This window comes from Paracoccus tibetensis (assembly GCF_900102505.1).
GTDB lineage: Bacteria > Pseudomonadota > Alphaproteobacteria > Rhodobacterales > Rhodobacteraceae > Paracoccus > Paracoccus tibetensis.
Genome location: NZ_FMVT01000001.1, coordinates 452,337 through 472,412 on the forward strand (window position 1 = coordinate 452,337; position 20,076 = coordinate 472,412).

General features: G+C 67.9%; 20 protein-coding genes. 11 read left to right on the forward strand and 9 right to left on the reverse strand.

All coding sequences use genetic code 11. The features are described 5' to 3' along the window. Positions 1 to 56: 56 nt before the first annotated feature. From odhB to mdh, 6 genes are all read right to left on the reverse strand, one after another. Positions 57 to 1,658, reverse strand: coding sequence for a 2-oxoglutarate dehydrogenase complex dihydrolipoyllysine-residue succinyltransferase (odhB, locus tag BLP73_RS02255; protein WP_090739870.1), 1,602 nt, complete (start codon positions 1,656 to 1,658; stop codon positions 57 to 59). A gap of 4 nt (positions 1,659 to 1,662) precedes the next feature. Further along, on the reverse strand, positions 1,663 to 4,629 hold the full coding sequence (locus BLP73_RS02260) for a 2-oxoglutarate dehydrogenase E1 component (RefSeq protein ID WP_090739871.1): 2,967 nt from the start codon (positions 4,627 to 4,629) through the stop codon (positions 1,663 to 1,665). Positions 4,630 to 4,662: 33 nt separating this feature from the next. Next, a complete protein-coding gene (locus BLP73_RS02265) occupies positions 4,663 to 5,052 on the reverse strand; it encodes a hypothetical protein (protein WP_090739872.1) in 390 nt (129 codons plus the stop codon). A gap of 64 nt (positions 5,053 to 5,116) precedes the next feature. Further along, positions 5,117 to 6,001 (reverse strand): succinate--CoA ligase subunit alpha, encoded by an 885-nt coding sequence (gene sucD / locus BLP73_RS02270; protein ID WP_090740073.1) that lies wholly within the window; start codon positions 5,999 to 6,001, stop codon positions 5,117 to 5,119. 78 nt (positions 6,002 to 6,079) lie between these two features. Beyond that, positions 6,080 to 7,273, reverse strand: coding sequence for an ADP-forming succinate--CoA ligase subunit beta (gene sucC / locus BLP73_RS02275; protein WP_090739873.1), 1,194 nt, complete (start codon positions 7,271 to 7,273; stop codon positions 6,080 to 6,082). A gap of 226 nt (positions 7,274 to 7,499) precedes the next feature. Next, positions 7,500 to 8,462 (reverse strand): malate dehydrogenase, encoded by a 963-nt coding sequence (gene mdh, locus BLP73_RS02280; protein ID WP_090739874.1) that lies wholly within the window; start codon positions 8,460 to 8,462, stop codon positions 7,500 to 7,502. Between the two features lie 155 nt (positions 8,463 to 8,617). Between mdh and BLP73_RS02285 the strand changes: the two genes are divergently transcribed. The 11 genes from BLP73_RS02285 to BLP73_RS02335 all read left to right on the forward strand — a co-directional run bounded on the left by BLP73_RS02285 (position 8,618) and on the right by BLP73_RS02335 (position 16,191). Beyond that, positions 8,618 to 9,361 (forward strand): sulfite exporter TauE/SafE family protein, encoded by a 744-nt coding sequence (locus BLP73_RS02285; RefSeq protein ID WP_090739875.1) that lies wholly within the window; start codon positions 8,618 to 8,620, stop codon positions 9,359 to 9,361. An 11-nt stretch (positions 9,362 to 9,372) separates the two neighbouring features. Then, entirely contained in the window at positions 9,373 to 10,212 is an 840-nt protein-coding gene (locus BLP73_RS02290) for an HpcH/HpaI aldolase/citrate lyase family protein (protein WP_090740075.1), read from the forward strand. A gap of 42 nt (positions 10,213 to 10,254) precedes the next feature. Next, positions 10,255 to 10,809, forward strand: a complete 555-nt coding sequence (locus tag BLP73_RS02295) for an NnrU family protein (protein WP_090739876.1) — start codon at positions 10,255 to 10,257, stop codon at positions 10,807 to 10,809. 1 nt (position 10,810) lies between these two features. Beyond that, positions 10,811 to 11,017, forward strand: coding sequence for a DUF1737 domain-containing protein (locus tag BLP73_RS02300; RefSeq protein ID WP_090739877.1), 207 nt, complete (start codon positions 10,811 to 10,813; stop codon positions 11,015 to 11,017). Between the two features lie 220 nt (positions 11,018 to 11,237). Then, a complete protein-coding gene (gene sdhC, locus BLP73_RS02305; protein ID WP_090739878.1) occupies positions 11,238 to 11,627 on the forward strand; it encodes a succinate dehydrogenase, cytochrome b556 subunit in 390 nt (129 codons plus the stop codon). 13 nt (positions 11,628 to 11,640) lie between these two features. Beyond that, entirely contained in the window at positions 11,641 to 12,027 is a 387-nt protein-coding gene (locus BLP73_RS02310; RefSeq protein WP_090739879.1) for a succinate dehydrogenase, hydrophobic membrane anchor protein, read from the forward strand. Between the two features lie 7 nt (positions 12,028 to 12,034). Beyond that, complete coding sequence (sdhA, locus tag BLP73_RS02315) at positions 12,035 to 13,837, forward strand: succinate dehydrogenase flavoprotein subunit (protein WP_090739880.1); 1,803 nt, start codon at positions 12,035 to 12,037, stop codon at positions 13,835 to 13,837. Continuing rightward, positions 13,837 to 14,211 carry a hypothetical protein gene (locus BLP73_RS02320; protein WP_090739881.1) on the forward strand — a complete coding sequence of 125 codons (375 nt, stop codon included), beginning with the start codon at positions 13,837 to 13,839 and terminating at the stop codon, positions 14,209 to 14,211. Before sdhA ends, BLP73_RS02320 begins: the two co-directional genes overlap by 1 nt. A 10-nt stretch (positions 14,212 to 14,221) precedes the next feature. Next, the gene (locus BLP73_RS02325) at positions 14,222 to 14,536 is read left to right on the forward strand and encodes a hypothetical protein (protein ID WP_090739882.1); all 315 of its coding nucleotides are present in this window, start codon (positions 14,222 to 14,224) and stop codon (positions 14,534 to 14,536) included. Positions 14,537 to 14,538: 2 nt separating this feature from the next. Beyond that, positions 14,539 to 15,399, forward strand: coding sequence for a hypothetical protein (locus tag BLP73_RS02330; RefSeq protein WP_090739883.1), 861 nt, complete (start codon positions 14,539 to 14,541; stop codon positions 15,397 to 15,399). Positions 15,400 to 15,411: 12 nt separating this feature from the next. Continuing rightward, positions 15,412 to 16,191, forward strand: a complete 780-nt coding sequence (locus tag BLP73_RS02335; protein WP_090739884.1) for a succinate dehydrogenase iron-sulfur subunit — start codon at positions 15,412 to 15,414, stop codon at positions 16,189 to 16,191. 154 nt (positions 16,192 to 16,345) lie between these two features. On the opposite strand, the gene glyS is transcribed toward BLP73_RS02335, so the two are convergent. From glyS to BLP73_RS02350, 3 genes are read right to left on the reverse strand one after another with little or no spacing between them, the layout of a single operon-like run. Further along, a complete protein-coding gene (glyS, locus tag BLP73_RS02340; RefSeq protein ID WP_090739885.1) occupies positions 16,346 to 18,625 on the reverse strand; it encodes a glycine--tRNA ligase subunit beta in 2,280 nt (759 codons plus the stop codon). Then, positions 18,625 to 19,101, reverse strand: a complete 477-nt coding sequence (locus tag BLP73_RS02345; protein WP_090739886.1) for a DUF6446 family protein — start codon at positions 19,099 to 19,101, stop codon at positions 18,625 to 18,627. Before BLP73_RS02345 ends, glyS begins: the two co-directional genes overlap by 1 nt. Continuing rightward, on the reverse strand, positions 19,098 to 20,033 hold the full coding sequence (locus BLP73_RS02350; protein ID WP_090739887.1) for a glycine--tRNA ligase subunit alpha: 936 nt from the start codon (positions 20,031 to 20,033) through the stop codon (positions 19,098 to 19,100). The genes BLP73_RS02345 and BLP73_RS02350 overlap by 4 nt, the downstream gene beginning before the upstream one ends. Positions 20,034 to 20,076: the final 43 nt, after the last annotated feature.

Below are 20,076 nucleotides of genomic sequence, written 5' to 3' on the forward strand. Positions count from 1 at the left end.
GTGCCCTTCGCGAAGCGTGGTGCCCGGCCCCAGGAAGGGCCGGGCGACAGGCGGGATCAGAGATCCATCAGCAGGCGGCGGGGGTCTTCCAGCGCCTCCTTGACGCGGACGAGGAAGGTGACCGCGCCCTTGCCGTCGACGATGCGGTGATCGTAGGAGAGGGCCAGGTACATCATCGGGCGGATCACGATCTGGCCGCCGACGACCATCGGACGCTCCTGGATCTTGTGCATCCCGAGGATGCCTGATTGCGGCGGGTTCAGGATGGGCGAGGACATCAGCGAGCCGTAGACGCCACCGTTCGAGATGGTGAAGGTGCCGCCCTGCATCTCGGCCATGGTCAGCTTGCCGTCGCGGCCCTTCGCGCCCAGCTCGCCGATCTCCTTCTCGATCGCGGCGAAGCTCTTCTGGTCGGCGTCGCGCACGACCGGCACGACGAGGCCCGATGGCGTGCCGACCGCGACGCCCATATGGACGAAGTTCTTGTAGACGACGTCGGTGCCGTCGATTTCCGCGTTGACCTCGGGGACTTCCTTCAGCGCGTGGCAGCAGGCCTTCACGAAGAAGGACATGAAGCCCAGCTTCACCTTGTGCTTCTTCTCGAAGGCGTCCTTGTATTCGTTTCTGAGCGCCATGATGCCGCTCATGTCGGCCTCGTTGTAGGTCGTCAGCATCGCGGCGGTGTTCTGCGCGTCCTTCAGGCGGCGCGCGATGGTCTGGCGCAGGCGGGTCATCTTGACCCGCTCTTCGCGGCCGGCATCGTCCGCCGAGGAGGGCGCGCGCGGCGCCTGCGCCGGGGCGGCGGGGCGGGCCTGGGCGGGGGCCTGACCGGCCTTCGCCACGTCTTCCTTCATCACGCGGCCATCGCGGCCCGAGCCCTGGACCTGGTCGCGGCTGACGCCGGCCTCGGCCATGGCCTTCTTGGCCGAGGGCGCATCCTCGACATCCTCGCGCGGCTTCATCTCCTCGGGGCCGGCATTCTTCAGCACCGTGTCCTGCGCGGTCTTGGTGGCATTGTAGGCGGCGCCTTCGCCCGAGGGCGCTTCGGCCTTGGGCGCGCCGGCGTTGCCGGAGGCGCCTTCGGTGATGATGGCGAGGCGGGCCTTGGCGTCCACGGTGGCGCCTTCCTCGGCCAGGATCTCGGCCAGCACGCCGGCGGCGGGGGCGGGCACCTCGACCGAGACCTTGTCGGTTTCCAGCTCGCAGAGCATCTCGTCCGCGGCCACCTGATCGCCGGGCTTCTTGAACCAGGTCGCCACCGTCGCCTCGGTCACGCTTTCGCCGAGGGAGGGGACCATCACATCGACGTTCTTGCCGCTCATCTTGCCTTGTCCTTCCGGAATCGCTTGGGCCGGCTGCGCGGCCTCTTGGTCATGTGCCGCGGTCGCGGCGGGTGCTTTGTCCTTGGCCGGGGCGGCGGCGCCGCCCTCGGAGATCTGCGCGAGCAGGGCGTCCGGGCCGACCGTCTCGCCCTCGGCGGCGACGATCTCGGACAGGGTGCCGGCGGCGGGGCTGGGAACCTCGACCGTGACCTTGTCGGTCTCCAGCTCGCAGAGCATCTCGTCGACCTCGACACGGTCGCCCGGCTTCTTGAACCAGGTGGCGATCGTCGCCTCGGTCACCGACTCGCCCAGGGCGGGCACGCGGACTTCGGTCATCGGATCAACCCTCCAGCGCCAGGGCTTCGGTCACCAGCGCCTCCTGCTCGGCCTTGTGGCGCGAGGCGAGGCCGGTGGCGACCGAGGCGGCGGCGTTGCGGCCGACATAGCGGGCGCGCTTGGCCTCCGAGCCGATCCGTTCCAGCACCCATTCGAGGTTCGGCTCGACGAAGCTCCAGCCGCCCTGGTTCTTGGGCTCTTCCTGGCACCAGATGATCTCGGCACCCTTGAAGCGGCCCAGCTCCTTGGCCATGGCCTGCGCGGGGAAGGGGTAGAACTGCTCGAGGCGCAGCAGGTAGATGTCGGTGATCCCGGCCTCGTCCCGCGCCTTGAGGAGGTCGTAATAGACCTTGCCCGAGCAGATGACGACGCGCTTGATCTGCTCGTCGGCCACCAGCTGGGTCGAGGAGGTGCCGCGCTCGGCATCGTCCCAGAGGACGCGGTGGAAGGTGCTGCCGGTCTGGAACTCCTCGGCGCGGCTGATCGCCTGCGGATGGCGCAGCAGCGATTTCGGGGTCATCAGGACCAGCGGCTTGCGGAACTGCCGCTTCAGCTGCCGGCGCAGGATGTGGAAGTAGTTGGCCGGCGTCGTGCAATTGGCGACGATCCAGTTGTCCTCGGCGCATTGCTGCAGGAACCGCTCGAGCCGGGCCGAGCTGTGCTCGGGGCCCTGGCCCTCGAAGCCGTGGGGCAGAAGCATCACCAGGCCCGACATGCGCAGCCATTTCTTCTCGCCGGACGAGATGAACTGGTCGAACATGATCTGCGCGCCGTTGGCGAAGTCGCCGAACTGCGCTTCCCACAGGGTCAGGGTGTTCGGCTCGGCCAGCGAGTAGCCGTATTCGAAGCCCAGCACCGCGTATTCCGAGAGCATCGAGTCGATGACTTCGTAGCGGGCCTGACCCTCGGCGATGTTGTTCAGCGGGTAGTAGCGGTCCTCGGACTTCTGGTCGATGAAGGCCGAGTGGCGCTGGCTGAACGTGCCGCGGGTGCTGTCCTGGCCGGCCAAGCGCACGCCATGGCCTTCCTGCACCAGCGAGCCGAAGGCCAGCGCCTCGCCCGTGGCCCAGTCAAAGCCCTCGCCGGTCTCGAACATCTTCTTCTTGGCCTCGATGAGCCGGCCCACGGTCTTGTGCAGGTTCAGCCCCTCGGGGACGGTGGTCAGGGCGCGGCCGATCTGGGTCATCGCCTCGGGCGAAATGCCCGTCTCGCCGGCGGTGTATTCGGCGCCCTCGCGGTCCAGGCCCGACCACTTGCCGTCCAGCCAGTCCGCCTTGTTCGGCTTGTAGTTCTTGCCGATCTCGAACTCCTCGTTGAGGTGGTTCTGGAAGGCGGCCTTCATGTCCTCGATCTCGCCCTCAGGGATCAGCCCGTCGGCGGTCAGGCGCTCGGTGTAAAGCTGAAGAGTCGTCTTCTGGCTCTTGATGCGGGTGTACATCGCCGGGTTGGTGAACATAGGCTCATCGCCCTCGTTGTGACCGAAGCGGCGGTAGCAGAAGATGTCGATGACGACATCCTTCTTGAACTTCATCCGGAACTCGGTCGCGACCTTGGCGGCGTGGACCACAGCCTCGGGATCGTCGCCGTTGACGTGGAAGATCGGCGCCTCGACCATCAGGGCGATGTCGGTCGGGTAGGGCGAGGTGCGGCTGAAGGCCGGCGCGGTGGTGAAGCCGATCTGGTTGTTCACGACGATATGGATGCAGCCGCCCGTCCGGTGCCCGCGGATGCCCGAAAGCTGCAGGCACTCTGCCACGACGCCCTGGCCGGCGAAGGCCGCGTCGCCGTGCAGCAGGATCGGCAGGACCGAAGTCCGCTCGGTCGTGTCGCCCAGCTGGTCCGACTTGGCCCGCGCCTTGCCCAGCACGACGGGGTTCACCGCCTCGAGGTGCGAGGGGTTCGCGGTCAGCGACAGGTGCACGCTGTTGCCGTCGAACTCGCGGTCCGAGCTGGCGCCGAGGTGGTATTTCACGTCGCCCGAACCGTCCACGTCCTCGGGCTTGAAGCTGCCGCCCTGGAATTCGTGGAAGATCGCGCGGTAGGGCTTCGACAGCACGTTCGCCAGAACCGACAGGCGGCCGCGGTGGGGCATGCCGATGACGATGTCCTTCACGCCAAGCGCGCCGCCGCGCTTGATGATCTGCTCCATCGCCGGGATCAGCGCCTCGCCACCGTCAAGGCCGAAGCGCTTGGTGCCCATGTATTTCACATGGAGGAACTTCTCGAAGCCCTCGGCCTCGACCAGCTTGTTCAGGATGGCGCGGCGGCCTTCGCGGGTGAACTGGATCTCCTTGCCGTAGCCCTCGATCCGCTCCTTCAGCCATGCGGCTTCCTCGGGGTTCGAGATGTGCATGTATTGCAGCGCGAAGGTGCCGCAATAGGTCCGCTCCATCAGCTCGCAGATCTGGCGGATAGAGGCAACCTCGAGGCCCAGGACGTTGTCGATGAAGATCGGACGGTCCATGTCGCCCGGCCCGAAGCCGTAGGTCGAGGGCTTCAGCTCGCCATGGTCCGGCACGTCGCGCAACCCGAGCGGGTCCAGCTTCGCGTGCAGATGGCCGCGGATGCGGAAGGCGCGGATCAGCATCAGCGCGCGGATGCTGTCCAGCACCGCCTGGCGCATCTGGTCCTCGGAGAGGGTGACGCCCTTCTCCTCGGCCTTGGCGGCGATCTTCTTCATCGCGGCCTTGGCCTCGTCCTTGCCGGACTGCGGCCACTCGCCGGTCAGCGCCGCGAAGGTGTCGCCCGTCGGCGCGGGCGGCCAGTCGGCGCGCTTCCAGCTGGCGCCCTCGGCCTCGCGCGCCGGCGTTCCCTCGTCGTCACCGAGGCCGCGGAAGAACGCGTCCCATGCCTGATCGACCGCTTCGGGGTTCCGGGCCCACTGGCCGTAGAGCTGTTCCACATAGGCGGCGTTCGCCCCTTGCAGGAACGATGAGTCGTGGAAGTCGGTGTTCTTGGGTTGCTCGGTCATGTCAGTCCCCGGTTCAGGGCAGGAGAGGGCGCCTCAGGCGCAATAAATGTCGAAGATCCGCGCGCCGGGATCGGCGGTCGGGTCGAGGCGGGGCAGTTGTTCAATGCGCAGCGGCGCGCGACGTTCCAGCCCGCAGAGGGCGACGGCCGCCCTGCTCTCGGGATTGGGGCCCGCCGCGGCCGGCTGGTAGATCACGCGCCAGCCGTATTGGCGGCGGGCGACGGTGCGCATGGCCTCGGGCGGAAGGCCCGTCGCGGCGTGCAGATCGGTGCGGGCGGGGATGCCGCCCGGCAGGACATCCGTGGTCATGCGCTGGCCGCAGGCGGTCAGGGCCATCAGCGCGGCCAGCGAAAATGGCACGGCGCAGCCGCTGGCGCGGATGCCGGTCCCTTGCTGCCCCTGCGCCTCGGCGCGATGTTCCACGAATGCCTCCCTCGTCCGTTGGCCCGCCCCCTACTTAAGTCGCAGGGGCGAGCCGTTCAAATCATCAACCCTTGATCGCCTTCAGCACGGCTTCGCCAAGGCCCGCCGGGCTGTCGGCAACGACGATGCCGGCCTTCTTCATGGCTTCGATCTTGCTTTCCGCATCGCCCTTGCCGCCCGACACGATCGCGCCGGCATGGCCCATCCGGCGGCCCGGAGGCGCCGTGCGGCCCGCGATGAAGCCAGCGGTCGGCTTCCAGTTGCCCTTGGCCTTCTGCTCGGCCAGGAACTCGGCGGCCTCTTCCTCGGCCGAGCCGCCGATCTCGCCGATCATGATGATCGACTCGGTCTCGGGATCGTCGAGGAACATGCGCAGCACGTCGATATGCTCCATCCCCTTGATCGGATCGCCGCCGATGCCAACCGCGCTGGACTGGCCGAGGCCCACATCCGAGGTCTGCTTGACGGCCTCGTAGGTCAGCGTGCCCGAGCGCGAGACGACACCGACGCTGCCGCGGCGGAAGATGCTGCCCGGCATGATGCCGATCTTGCACTCGTCCGGCGTCATGATGCCCGGGCAGTTCGGCCCGATCAGGCGCGACTTGCTGTTCGCCAGCGCGCGCTTGACGCGCATCATGTCGAGGACCGGGATGCCCTCGGTGATGCAGACGATCAGCGGCACCTCGGCGTCGATGGCTTCCAGGATCGAGTCCGCCGCAAACGGGGGCGGGACATAGATCGCGCTGGCATTGGCGCCGGTCTTGGCCACGGCCTCGTGGACCGAGTTGAAGACCGGCAGGCCCAGATGCTCGGACCCGCCCTTGCCGGGGGTCACGCCGCCGACCATCTGCGTGCCGTAGGCGATCGCCTGCTCGGTGTGGAAGGTGCCCTGGGACCCGGTGATCCCCTGGCAGATGACTTTGGTATTCTTGTCGACGAGAACGGCCATCATGGCCTCCTTGCGTAGGCGGCGCCCCTGCGCCGCGATGTTCCAGAGGAGGGCGCGCCTGCCGCGCGCCCGGATGGATCAGCCCTTGACGGCCTTGACGATCTTCTGCGCGCCGTCCTTGAGGTCATCGGCCGCGATGACGTTCAGGCCGGAATTCGCGATGATCTCCTTGCCAAGGTCCACGTTCGTGCCTTCCAGGCGCACGACCAGCGGGACCTGCAGCCCGACCTCTTTCACGGCGGCGATGATGCCCTCCGCGATGATGTCGCAGCGCATGATGCCGCCGAAGATGTTGACCAGGATGCCCTTCACGTTCGGGTCCGAGGTGATGATCTTGAACGCCTCGGTGACCTTCTCCTTGGTGGCGCCGCCGCCGACGTCGAGGAAGTTGGCCGGCTCGGCGCCGAACAGCTTGATGATGTCCATCGTCGCCATGGCCAGGCCCGCGCCGTTCACCATGCAGCCGATCTCGCCGTCCAGCGCGATGTAGTTCAGGTCGAACTTCGAGGCGGCCAGTTCCTTGGGGTCTTCCTCGGTCTCGTCGCGCAGCGCCATGATGTCGGGCTGGCGGTAGAGGGCGTTGTTGTCGAAACCCATCTTGGCGTCGAGGCACTTGATCTGCCCCTCGGGGGTCACGATCAGCGGGTTGATCTCCAGCATCTCCATGTCCTTCTCGATGAACATGCGATAGAGGTTCTTGACCAGCTGGACACATTGCTTGACCTGCGCGCCCTCAAGCCTCAGGGCGAAGGCGACGCGGCGGCCGTGGAAATCCGACAGGCCCGAGGCCGGGTCAACGCTGAAGCTGACGATCTTCTCGGGCGTGTGGGCCGCGACTTCCTCGATGTCCATGCCGCCCTCGGTCGAGGCGACGAAGCTGACGCGCGAGGTCTGGCGGTCCACCAGCAGCGCCAGATACAGCTCGCGCGCGATGTCGCTGCCGTCCTCGATGTAGATGCGGTTGACCTGCTTGCCGGCGGGGCCGGTCTGGTGGGTGACCAGCGTGCGGCCCAGCATCTGGCGGGTCAGTTCCTCGGCCTCTTCGACCGACTTCGCCAGGCGGACGCCGCCCTTCTCGCCGGCTTCGGCTTCCTTGAAGCTGCCCTTGCCGCGGCCGCCCGCATGGATCTGCGCCTTCACGACCCAGAGCGGGCCGTCCATCTCGCCGGCAGCGGTCTTCGCCTCGTCGGCCTTCATCACGATGCGGCCGTCGCTGACCGGCGCGCCGTATTGACGCAGCAGCGCCTTGGCCTGGTATTCGTGAATGTTCATCGGAACCCCCTCATTCGGTTCGGCAGATTTGCGGCCTATTGGCACAACCGGTGCGGGGGAAGAAATGAAAAGCAGGGAAAATGCGAGAAAGCGGCGGTTACCTGCTGATCGTGATCACAGCCAGATTTGCTGTGATCACAAAGCATCTGTGGCGTCGAGTCGCGTGAGCGCAAACGGAAAAAGCGCGCCCTGAACGGACGCGCTTTTCCTTCAGGATCAAGCCGGATCAGGCGAGCGAGCCGTCGATGCCCTTGCAGGCCTCGACAAGGCCCTTCACCGCGTTCACCGAGTTGTCGAACATCGTCTGCTCGTCCTTGTCGAGCTTGATGTCGATGACCTTCTCGACGCCGTTCGCGCCGATCACGGTCGGAACGCCGACATACATGCCGTTCAGGCCGTAGGCGCCTTCGACATAGGCCGCGCAGGGCAGGACGCGCTTCTGGTCCTTGAGATAGGCCTCGGCCATCTCGATCGCGGAGGTCGCGGGAGCGTAGAAGGCCGAGCCCGTCTTCAGCAGGCCGACGATCTCGGCGCCGCCGTCGCGGGTGCGCTGGACGATGGCGTCCATCTTCTCCTGCGTGGTCCAGCCCATCTTCACGAGGTCGGGCAGCGGGATGCCAGCCACGGTCGAGTAGCGCACCAGCGGCACCATCGTGTCGCCATGCCCGCCCAGCACGAAGGCGGTGACGTCGCGCATCGAGACGCCGAACTCGAGGCTCAGGAAGTGGCGGAAGCGGGCCGAGTCCAGCACGCCGGCCATCCCGCAGACCTTGTTGTGCGGCAGGCCCGAGAATTCGCGCAGCGCCCAGACCATCGCGTCCAGCGGGTTGGTGATGCAGATGACGAAGGCGTCGGGGGCGTGCTTGGCGATGCCCTCGCCGACAGACTTCATGACCTTGAGGTTGATGCCCAGAAGATCGTCGCGGCTCATCCCCGGCTTGCGCGGAACGCCTGCGGTGACGATGCAGACATCGGCGCCGGCGATGTCGGCATAGTCGTTGGCGCCCTTCATGACGGCGTCGAAGCCCTCCGAGGGACCCGATTGCGCGATGTCCAGCGCCTTGCCCTGGGGCGTGCCCTCGGCGATGTCGAACAGGATCACGTCGCCCAGTTCCTTCATCGCGGCCAGATGCGCCAGCGTGCCGCCGATCTGCCCCGCACCGATGAGTGCGATCTTGGGTCGGGCCATGGAGTACCTCCGATTGTCCAGTGGATTATGCCGCGCTGGTTAGAGGCAGACGGCACGAATCGCAAGCCTTCCCGCCGCGCTGCAGCACCGGTAACGCCAACACTTGTCTTTTCTTTCGCACCCGGCCACAGCTTGCACGTTCTGCAGGAGGGCGCATGCTGCACCTGACCCCCGAAGGCTGGGCCATCGCCGCCATTGCCGCCTTTCTCATCGGCCTGTCGAAGGGCGGGCTGGCGATGGTGGCCGTGCTGTCGGTGCCGATCCTGTCGCTGGTGATGTCGCCGGTGCAGGCGGCGGGGCTGCTGCTGCCGATCTACATCGCCTCGGACGTCGGCGGGCTGCTGATCTATCGCCGGCAGGTGGATCTGGGGGTCTTGCGCTCGGCCCTGCCGGGCGCGGTGGCGGGCATCGGCGTGGGCTGGGCGACGGCGTCCCTGGTGCCGACCTGGGGCGTCACGCTGATCGTGGGGGTCATCGGGCTCGTCTTCGCGCTGAACGCGCTGCGGCGTCGGGGCTTGCCGCCGGTGCGGACCATCTCGCCCGTGCGGGGGAATATCTGGGGCAGCCTTGCGGGCTACACGAGCTTCGTCAGCCATTCCGGCGCCCCGCCCTGGCAGGTCTATGCCCAGCCCCTGCGGCTGCCCTCGCTGGTCTTCGCGGGCACGACGACCTGGTTCTTCGCGGTGGTGAACTGGATCAAGCTGATCCCCTATGCCGCGCTTGGCCAGCTCTCGCCCGGCAACCTGACGGCGGCCGCGATCCTGACGCCGCTGGCGCTGCTGGCGGTCTGGATCGGCCAGCGCCTTGTCCGCATCATCCCCGACCTCATCTTCTACAAGCTCATCACCTGGGGGCTTCTGCTGGTCTCGCTGCGGCTGATCTGGCAGGCCCTGTCGTAATGGAGGCTGCGATGACCCGTCCCTGCCGCTCGGCGCTCTATATTCCTGCGGCCAATGCCCGCGCGATGGAGAAGGCGCGCGATCTGCCGGCCGACGCCATCATCTTCGATCTGGAGGACGCGGTCGCCCCGGCCGAGAAGGAGGCCGCGCGGGCTCTGCTGGAAGCGGCGCTGAAGGCCGATTACGGCCGCCGCCTGAAGATCCTTCGGATCAACGCGCTGGAGACGGAATGGGGGCAGGGGGACGCGGCGCTGGCCACGCGCTTGCCGGTGGACGCGGTGCTGCTGCCCAAGGTCGGCGGCCCGGCCGATCTGGACGCGCTGGCCGGGCTGGTCGAGGCGCCGTTCTGGGCGATGATCGAGACCCCGGCGGGCGTGCTGAACGCCGCCGCCATCGCCGCGCATCCGCGGCTGGAGGGGATGGTCATGGGCACCAACGATCTGGCCAAGGAACTGGGCGCCCGCTTCCGCCCCGACCGGCTGCCGATGATCGCGGCCCTGGGCGCCTGCCTTCTGGCGGCACGGGCGGAGGGGCGGGTGATCCTCGACGGCGTCTACAACGCCTTCCGCGACGAGGAGGGGCTGCGCGCCGAGGCCGAGCAGGGCCGCGACATGGGCTTCGACGGCAAGACGCTAATCCACCCGTCGCAGCTGTCGGTCGCCAACGCGGTCTTCGCCCCAACAGAAGCCGAGCTGGACCTCGCCCGCCGCCAGATCGCCGCTTTCGAGGCCGCCGAGGCCGAGGGGCGGGGCGTCGCCGTCCTCGACGGCCGCATCGTCGAGAACCTGCATGTCGCGGCGGCCCGCCGCAGCCTCGCGCGTGCCAAGGCAATTGAAGAGGCGGGTTTTTAGGAGCAAGGTGCCGGCGACAGCCTCCAGCGGAGAGACAGCCAGATGCCCATTCTGATCCTTGGTGTTGCCCTCTGGTGGGCCGCCCATTTCTTCAAGCGCTATGCCCCCGAACGGCGGGCGGCGATGGGGGACCGCGGCAAGGGCCTCGTCGCGATCGCTCTGGCGGTCTCGGTCGTGCTGATGGTGATCGGCTATCGCGGCGTGCAGGACGATCCCTTCTTCTGGGGCCGCACGGCAGCCACGACGGGGATCAACAACCTCCTGGTGCTGGTCGCCTTCTACCTCTACGCCGCCGACGGGATGAAGACGCGGATCACGGCGCATCTTCGCCATCCGCAGCTGACCGCCTTCTCGCTCTGGGCCTTCGCGCATCTGCTGGTCAACGGCACGCTGGCGGGGGTGATCCTCTTCGGCGGCCTGCTGGCCTGGGCCCTGACTGAGATCGTGGTGCTGAACCGCACCACCGCCTGGACCCGCCCTGCGGGCCCCTTCCCCCCGCGCAAGGAGGCCATGGCGGCCGCCGGCGCGGTCATCGTCATGCTGGTCGTCGGCCTGATCCACGGCTGGATCGGCCCTTGGCCCTTCGGAGGTGCCTGACATGCCGACGATCTTCCGCTTCATCACCGAGGACGACACCTCGCAGTTCTGCCACCGCGTCAGCGAGGCGCTGTCCAAGGGCTGGCAGCTTCACGGCAGCCCCAGCATGGCTTTCGACACGGCGCGCGGGGTCATGCGATGCGGGCAGGGGGTCACCAAGGAGGTCGCGGCCGAGTATCATCCGGACATGAAACTGGGGCAGCAGTAACCGCGGGCGCTAACGGCCGAAGGGGCTGTGATCACAGCGCCCGCGCGTGTGATCACGGAGCCGCAGAACCGCGTTCTTTCGTCGCGCGGACTGGAAACTGCGCGTGACAGAGGTCACAAAAGACGACAGACACACGCCGAATGCCAGCCAGGCGGGTCAGCCGCGCCACCGGCGCCTGACCCGCCTGGCTCTGATCGAACCGACAAAGGAGGGCCGCGTCATGGCCGATGTGAACCGGGGTAACCGGCCGCTTTCCCCCCACCTGCAGGTCTACCGCCTTCCCATCCCGGCGGTGACGTCGATCATGACGCGCATTACCGGGCAGGGCCTCGTGGCCGGCCTCGTGCTGCTGGTCTGGTGGCTGGTCGCTGCCGTCGCCAGCCCGGGCGCCTTCGCGGCGGCGGACTGGGTGCTGCGGTCGTGGATCGGCTTCATCGTGATGACCGGCGCCACCTGGGCGCTGTGGTTCCACGCGCTGTCGGGCCTGCGGCATCTGGGCTACGACGCCGGCTACGGGCTGGAGATCGACCACGCCAAGCAGGGGTCCTGGGCGATCATCATCGGCTCGGGCGTGCTGACGCTGCTCAGCCTTGTCATCTTCTTCGTCTGAGCGAGGGTTCATCATGCGCTACATCACCCCCCGCAAGGCAGCCCTCGGCATGGGCTCAGGCCGCTCGGGCACGCAGGAGCACTGGAAGATCACGGTCAGCTCGGCCGCGCTGCTGGTCCTGACGCCGCTCTTCCTGATCGCCGTCGGCGGCGCCATCGGCCTGCCGCGCGAGGGCGTCATCGCCCATTTCGGCCGGCCCTTCCCGGGCATCATCACCGCGCTGTTCATCACGGTGGGCATGATCCACTTCATCAAGGGCACGCGCATCATGCTGGACGACTATCTGCACGGCAACGCGCATCGCGTGGCCATCGTCGTCTCGCACATCTTCGGGTGGGGCATGATCGCCACCGCGCTCTTCGCGCTGGCAAAGATGGCCTTCGCCACCCCCGTGATCTGAGGACGACATGGCAGCTTATCAAACGACTACGCATGACTACGATGTCGTCGTGGTGGGTGCCGGCGGCGCCGGCCTCCGCGCGACGCTTGGCATGGCCGAGCAGGGCCTTCGCACGGCCTGCGTGACCAAGGTCTTCCCGACCCGCTCGCACACCGTGGCAGCCCAGGGCGGCATCGCCGCCTCGCTGTCGAACATGGGGCCGGACAGCTGGCAGTGGCACATGTACGACACCGTCAAGGGCTCGGACTGGCTGGGCGACACGGACGCGATGGAGTACCTCGCGCGCGAGGCCCCCAAGGCTGTCTACGAGCTCGAGCATTATGGCGTGCCCTTCAGCCGCACCGAGGACGGGCGCATCTACCAGCGCCCCTTCGGCGGCCACACCACGGAATATGGCGAAGGCCCCCCGGTGCAACGCACCTGCGCTGCTGCCGACCGGACCGGCCACGCGATCCTGCACACGCTCTATGGCCAGTCGCTGAAGAACAACGCCGAGTTCTTCATCGAGTATTTCGCGCTGGACCTGATCGTCACCGATGGCCGCTGCACCGGCGTCGTCTGCTGGAAGCTGGACGACGGCACGATGCATGTCTTCAACGCCAAGATGGTGGTGCTGGCGACGGGCGGCTACGGGCGCGCCTATTTCAGCGCGACCTCGGCCCATACCTGCACCGGCGACGGCGGCGGGATGGTCGCGCGGGCCGGCCTGCCGCTTCAGGATATGGAATTCGTGCAGTTCCACCCGACGGGCATCTACGGCTCGGGCTGCCTCATCACGGAAGGCGCGCGGGGCGAGGGCGGCTACCTGACCAACTCGGAAGGCGAGCGCTTCATGGAGCGTTACGCGCCGACCTACAAGGACCTCGCCAGCCGCGACGTGGTCAGCCGCTGCATGACGCTTGAGATCCGCGAGGGCCGCGGCATCGGCGCGGACAAGGACCACATCTTCCTGAACCTGATGCACCTGCCGCCGGAAACGCTACACGAGCGCCTGCCGGGCATCAGCGAAAGCGCCAAGATCTTCGCCGGTGTCGACGTGACGCGCGAGCCGATCCCGGTGCTGCCGACGGTGCATTACAACATGGGTGGAATTCCCACGAACTACTGGGGCGAAGTGCTTGCTCCAACGGAAGAAAATCCCGACGCGATCTTCCCCGGCCTGATGGCCGTGGGCGAGGCGGGCTGCGCTTCGGTTCACGGGGCGAACCGGCTCGGCTCGAACAGCCTGATCGATCTGGTGGTCTTCGGCCGCGCCGCCGCGATCCGCGCGGGGCAGGTGGTGGACCGCGAGGGCGCGGTGCCGCCGACCAACCAGGCCGAGGTGGACCGGGCGCTCGATCGTTTCGACGGGCTGCGCCATGCGACGGGCACCGTCTCGACCGCCGAGCTGCGCGACGAGATGCAGCGCACCATGCAGACCGACGCCGCCGTCTTCCGCACGGACAAGACGCTGGCCGAGGGGGTCGAGAAGATGGAGGCCATCGCGGCCAAGCTCGATGACCTGAAAGTGACGGATCGTGGTTTGATCTGGAACACGGACCTGATGGAAACGTTGGAGCTGACGAACCTGATGCCCAACGCCCTGACGACGATCGTCGCGGCCGAGGCCCGCAAGGAAAGCCGCGGCGCCCATGCGCACGAGGATTGGCCTGAGCGGGATGACGCCAACTGGCGCAAGCATTCGCTTGCTTGGGTCGAGGGCAACCGGGTTAAACTTGCCTACCGCCCCGTCCATCTGGAGCCGCTTACCAAGGCCGAGGAGGGCGGGATCGACCTGAACAAGATCGCTCCCAAGAAAAGGGTTTACTGATGCGCTTCAACCTGATCGCCGCCTTCGGCCTCGCCGCTGCAACCCTGTCCGGCTGCGTCGCCGCGGTCCCCGTGGCCGGACCCGCAGTTCCCACCGCCCCGGTGGTGACCGCCCCGGTGACGCCGACTGTGCTCGACGCGGCCTCGCGCCAGGTGGCGACGAACGTCATCAACGCCGAGATGCAGCGCCGCCTGCCGGGCGTGAACGTGCAGCCCTATACCAACTGCGTCGTCAGCAACGCCACCACGGCCGAGCTGATCGACATCGCGCAGGCCTCGCGCGCCGGCGCCTCGGGCACGGCGGACAGCGTGGCCTCCATCGTCTCGCGCCCGGCGACGACGCAGTGCATCGCCGCTGCGGCGCGCACGGCTTAAGGGCCGCATCATGGGCATCGTGCGGACAGTCGCGCTGATCCTGCCCCTGGGCCTGGCCGCCTGCGGCCCGGTCCCGGTGGAGCAGGCCGAGCGCACGTGCCTGCGCGATGCCGAACTGGCGCAGCGTCCGCGCGGCGAGGTCGCCATCGGCGTCGGCACCGGCGGGCGCGGCGGCAGCAGCACCTTCGGCCGCGTCGGGATCGAGATGACGAGCGACTACATCCTGCAGCGCGACCCGTCCGAGGTCTTCACCCGCTGCGTCGTGAACCGCTCGGGCCAGATGCCGACCCGGCCGCTGGTCTCGCAGCCGGGCTGGCGCGGCTGATCATGGCCGAGCGGGGCCCTGCGGCGGACGGACCTGGCGGCGCGCGCCGCCTGATCCTGCATCTGGGGGTGCAGAAGACGGGGACCACCTCGCTCCAGCGGTTCCTCGAAGGCAACGCTGCCGGGCTTGCCGACATCCTCATCGTGAGAACGCCGCGCGATGCGGCGGTGATGCGCCCCCTAGGTCGAGCCTGCATCGCCTACAGCTTGGGGCCGGAGAAGGATCTGGCGGTGCGTCTGCGGGTGGCGTTCGAGGATGTGCTCGATGCCTTACCGGCGGGGCCGCAGACGGTGCTGGTCAGTCACGAGAACATGGCGGGCGCCATGCCCGGCAATGGCGGCGAGACGCGGCTTTTTCCGGCCCTGCCGCGGATCGTGCGGCTTCTGGACGAGGTGGCACGAGAGCGCGGCTTCGCGGCCGAGTTCGCGTTCTACACGCGGCGGATGACGATGTGGAAGCCCTCGGTCTGGGCGCAGGCCATCCGCACCGACGGCTATTGCGGCACCCGGGCCGAGTTCGACCAGGCGACCGCCGCGCTTCCGGGCTGGGGCGATCTGGAGCGGCGCCTTGGCGATGTCGTCGGCCCGGGCCGGCTGCACCGCCTGCGGCTCGAGGACGAGACCGACCCGCACCGCCCCGGCCGGCAGCTTCTGGCCCTCGCCGGCGTGCCGGCCGAGCGGCAGGCGGCCTTGGCGCCCATCGCCGCGCCGGCGATGGAGCGGCTCTCGGAGGCCTCGACCGAATTCCTGCGCCGGCTGAACAAGCTGTCGCTCGCACCACCCGCGCAGCAGAAGGTCGTCGACCTAGTGTCGCGGGCCCAGGATCTGTTCGCGGCCGACGGGCCGCCCAAAGGCACCCTCTGAAAGGAGCATCCCATGGTTCAGTTCACCCTTCCCAAGAACAGCCAGATCCGGGTCGGCAAGACCTGGCCCCGGCCCGAGGGCGCAACCAACGTCAAGAAGTTCAAGATCTACCGTTGGGACCCCGACACGGGCGAGAACCCGCGGCTGGACACGTATTTCGTGGACCTCGACCGCTGCGGGCCGATGGTCCTGGACGCGCTGATCAAGATCAAGAACGAGATCGACCCGACCCTGTCCTTCCGCCGCTCGTGCCGCGAGGGGATCTGCGGCTCCTGCGCGATGGTCATCGACGGCGGCAACCGCCTGGCCTGCATCTACGGCATCGACGAGGTCGCGGGCGACATCGCCATCTACCCGCTGCCGCACATGCCGGTGATCAAGGACCTGGTGCCGGACCTGACGCATTTCTACGCCCAGCACGCCTCGGTGAACCCCTATCTGCAGACCAAGTCGCCGACGCCGGGCAAGGAGTGGAAGCAGTCCATCGAGGACCGCAAGAAGCTGGACGGGCTCTACGAGTGCATCCTTTGCGCCTCGTGCTCGACCGCCTGCCCGAGCTACTGGTGGAATGGCGACCGTTACCTGGGGCCGGCCGCGCTTCTCCACGCCTATCGCTGGATCATCGACAGCCGTGACGAGGCGACGGGCGAGCGGCTGGACGAGCTGGAGGATCCCTTCAAGCTCTACCGCTGCCACACGATCATGAACTGCACCAACACCTGTCCGAAGGGGCTGAACCCGGCCAAGGCGATCGCGGCGATCAAGCACATGATGGTCGAGCGGGCGGCCTGACTGCGTCCCGCGGGGGAAGGGCGGGGGGCCAGCCCCCCGCACCCCCCGCCGGGGGGACTTTGCGTCCCCCCGGACCCCCTGCAGGATATTTTCATGAAGAAGAAGAGCCGGGGGCGGGGGCCTCCGGCTCTTTTCGTTGAGGGATGGGTCGGGGTCAGCCTTCGATTTTGGTGAAGTCGGCGATCTGGCGGCCGGCCTCGCGGATGCGGCTGAGGAGGTTCAGGCGGTTGCGCCGGATGATCTGGTTGTCGCTGTTGACCTGCACCGCCTCGAAGAAGGCGTCGATGGGGGCGCGGAGGGCGGCGATGGCCGACATGGCGGCGGGGTAGTCCTGCGCCTCCATCGCGCGGCGGATCGCCGGGTCGGCGGCGTCGAGGGCGGCGAAGAGGGCGCGTTCCTCCTCGGTCTCGGCGAATTTGGGGTCGGCGCCGAAGCTGTATTCGACGCCGTCCTTTTCCTCGGCTTGGGCGAGAATGTTGCCGGCGCGCTTGAGGCCCTGAGTCAGGTTCTTCCCGTCCTCGGTCTTCAGCATGTCGTTCAGCGCGGTGGCGCGGGCGACCACCTGCACGAGGTCGTCGCTGCCCTCCTGTGCCAGCACCGCGTCGATGATGTCGTGGCGGATGCCCTGCTCGCGCAGGTGGACCTTGAGGCGGTCGTGGAGGAAGGAGAGGAGGTCACGGACCAGTACTTCACCCTTCAAGAGACTGACGGACCATAGGTTCGCGAACGGCCTTTCTAGGCTCGTCACAGCCGCAGCACCCTTTTCGACCGTTTCCGCGACTAGACTTTTCTTCAAAAGATGTCCCTTTAACTCGGCTTCTTTAACAGCGAGAGGCTTGTCGAGTTGAGCGTCCGCATAGTCATCTGGCGCTTCGACCAGACGACCCTGCTCTTTCCAAATGGAAAGCATTTTGTGATAATGATGGGACAGCAGTGCAGCTAACGCTACTTGAGATCTGCTCTGTTGAATCAACCGTATAACGCCCAACGCCGCGCGTCGCAGCGCGAACGGGTCCTTGGACCCCGTCGGCTTCTCGTCGATCGCCCAGAACCCGGTCAGCGTGTCCAGCTTGTCGGCCAGCGCGACGGCCACCGAGACCGGCGCGGTGGGCACCTCGTCCGAGGGGCCGAGCGGCTTGTAGTGGTCGCGGGCGGCTTCAGCGACGGCTGCGGGCTCGCCCGCTTCCAGCGCGTAGTAGCGGCCCATCGTGCCCTGCAGCTCGGGGAACTCGCCGACCATGGCCGAGCGGAGGTCTAGTTTCGCGAGGCGCGCGGCGCGTTCGGCCTGGTCAGGATCAGCGCCGACCAGCGGGGCGATCTCGCGGGCGAGGGCGGCGATGCGCGCGATGCGGTCGGCCTGGGAGCCGAGCTTGCTCTGGAAGGTCACCGACTTCAGGCCTTCGGCCCAGGCCGTCATGCCGGACTTCGCCTCGCGCAGGTCGTTCTGCCAGAAGAAGGCGGCGTCGGACAGGCGGGCGGCCAGCACGCGCTGGTTGCCGGCGAGGATGGTGGCGCCGTCGTCGGGCGTCTCGATGTTCGCGACGGTGACGAAGCCCTCGATCCGGCCGGTGGCGGGGTTCAGGGCCGAGAAGAACTTCTGGTGTTCTTTCATCGATGTCTGCAGGACCTCGGGAGGCAGGGTGAGGAAGCGGTCCTCGATCACGCCCATCAGGGGAACCGGCCATTCGACGAGGCCGGCGACCTCGGCCAGCAGGGCCTCGTCGGAGACGATGTTCCAGCCGCGGGCGAAGGCGAGGTTCTCGGCCTGCGAGCGGATTTCGTCCGCGCGCTCGGTGGCGTCCAGCATGACCTTGGCGCGACGGAGTTTCGCGGCGTAGTCCTCGAACGAGGTGACGGTGAAGGCGTCAGGGGCCATGAAGCGGTGGCCGCGGGTCTGGTTGCCGGCGGTGATGCCCTCGACGGTCAGGGGCACGATCTCGGCGCCGGCCTCGTCCGTGAGGATGCAGAGCACCCCGTGCAGCGGGCGCACCCAACGCAGGGGGCCAGCGCCCCACCGCATGGATTTGGGCCAGGGGAAGGTGCGAATGGCGGCTTCCAGCACCTCGGCCACGATGGCGGCGGCGGGGCGGCCGGGCTTCTCGATCACGGCGAACCAGACCTGGCCTTTCTTGTCGTCCCGCGCCTGAAGCTGCTCGCGCGTCAGGCCTGTGGAGCGCAGGAAGCCCTCCAGCGCGGCCTCGGGGGCGTCTAGGCGGGGGCCCTTGCGTTCCTCGCGGGTGGTCGGGCTGTGGGCGGTCAGGCCCTCGACGGTCAGCGCGAGGCGGCGCGGGGTCGAGAAGGCGCCGGCCGAGGCGTAGGTCAGGCCCGCCTCGACCAGCCCGTCGGTGATCAGGCGCTTGAGGTCCTCGCGGGCGCGGGGTTGCATCCGGGCGGGGATCTCTTCCGAGAAAAGCTCGATCAGAAGGTCGGGCATCAGTCCATCACTCCGCGTTCCGGGTTCTTGTCGTTGTATTCGTGCCAGCCATAGACGCGGCCGTCGGGATAGACCGCCAGGATGCGGTCCACGTTCGGGCGCACCTCGGCCTCGGCCAGATAGGCGGTGGCGGCGCCCGAGACGAGGTCGGCGCCGATGCGCGGCGCGTCGTAGCAGGAAAACCACCGCGGCCCGTTCAGCGGCTCGGAGGCGGGGGCGGGGGCCATGCCTTGCGGCAGGTCCGTCGCCTGCCCGCAGATGCGCCAGCGGATGGGCGAGCTGTCGGCGTTGATGCCTTCGAACCCGGTCAGGTCCAGCGGAACGGGGCCGGCCTGGGTCTCGACGGTGATCCGCGCCTCGGGCGAGGCAGGATCAATGCGGTCGAAGAAGGCGTATTCCTGCGTGTACCAGACGCCCGCGCCGGCCGCGAGGCCGCCGCCGATCAGGACTACCGCCGCGATCTTGCCCCAGTTCATGCCGCTTGGTCCGACCCGGCGCCCGCCGCGTCCGTGGTCAGGAACAGGTCGGCGCAGCCCTTGGCCAGCGCGCGCACCCGGCCGATATAGGCCTGCCGCTCGGTGACCGAGATGACGCCGCGCGCGTCCAGCAGGTTGAAGAGATGGCTGGCCTTGATCGCCTGGTCATAGGCCGGGTGCGCCATCGGGATGCGGCGGCCGGCGCTGTCCTCGGGCGCTGCCTCCAGGATGCGGGCACATTCGGCCTCGGCGTCCTTGAAGTGCTGGAGCAGCATTTCCGTGTCCGCCTGATCGAAGTTCCAGCGGCTGTATTCCTGCTCGGTCTGGCGGAAGATGTCGCCATAGGTCAGCGCGATGGGCGCTTCTGGGTCGTTGAACGGCATGTCCATGACATGCTCGACGCCGAGCACATACATCGCCAGCCGCTCAAGCCCGTAAGTCAGCTCGCCCGAGACGGGGCGGCAGTCATGCCCGCCGACCTGCTGGAAATAGGTGAACTGGCTGACCTCCATCCCGTCGCACCAGACCTCCCACCCGAGGCCCCAGGCCCCAAGGGTCGGGGACTCCCAGTCATCCTCGACGAAGCGGACGTCGTGGATCATCGGGTCAAGCCCGATGGCGCGGAGGCTGCCGAGGTAAAGCTCTTGCAGGTCGGGGGGCGAGGGTTTGATGATGACCTGGTACTGGTAGTAGTGCTGCAGGCGGTTGGGGTTCTCGCCGTAGCGGCCATCTGTCGGGCGGCGCGAGGGCTGGACGTAGGCCGCCGCCCATGCGCGGCCCCCGAGCGAGCGCAGGGTGGTGGCCGGGTGGAAGGTGCCCGCGCCGACCTCCATGTCGTAGGGCTGGAGGATGGCGCAGCCCTGCGCGGCCCAGTAGGATTGCAGCCGCAGGATGATCTCCTGGAAGCTGCGGGGGCGGTTGGGGCTGGTCATCGTGCCATCCTTTTGCGTAGATCGGGCATGCTTGCGCGACTTC